The 451-nt window shown below is 69.0% G+C and carries 1 rRNA gene and 1 pseudogene; both read left to right on the plus strand.

The annotated features are described in order from the left end of the window. Positions 1-92, plus strand: a 5S ribosomal RNA gene (rrf, locus tag ACZ303_RS31795); the annotation flags it as partial. A 127-nt stretch (positions 93-219) separates the two neighbouring features. After that, a pseudogene (locus tag ACZ303_RS31800) lies at positions 220-451 on the plus strand (DEAD/DEAH box helicase); the annotation flags it as partial.

Raw genomic sequence — 451 nt, forward strand, 5'->3', positions numbered from 1 at the left:
CGCCCGGTTACATTCCGAACCCGGAAGCTAAGCCTTTCAGCGCCGATGGTACTGCATGGGGGACCGTGTGGGAGAGTAGGACGCCGCCGAACAATATTTCAAGGACCCTTGGTCCCCAGCGTTCACGCTGGGGACCAAGGGTCCTTTTGTTTTTGCCGAAGCGCGGCCGCCAGACGGTTGCGCGAGAATGACTGCGGTACCCGAAGACAGGAGCACGTCATGTCCACCAACTCTCCCGACGATCGATCGGGCGGCGAGCCGCGGAACGGTGGCCCTCGCGGGCCGCGCCGCGATGACTCGCGTGGCGGCTCCCGTCGCGACGACCGTGGCGGCCGCCCCTCCGGTGGCGGCTACGGCGGTCCCCGTCGTGAGGACGACCGTGGTGGCTTCCGCCGTGACGACCGTGGCGGCCGTCCCTCGGGCGGTGGCTACGGCGGTCCGCGCCGTGAGG

The sequence above is a fragment of the Streptomyces sp. NPDC023527 genome, from assembly GCF_055560115.1.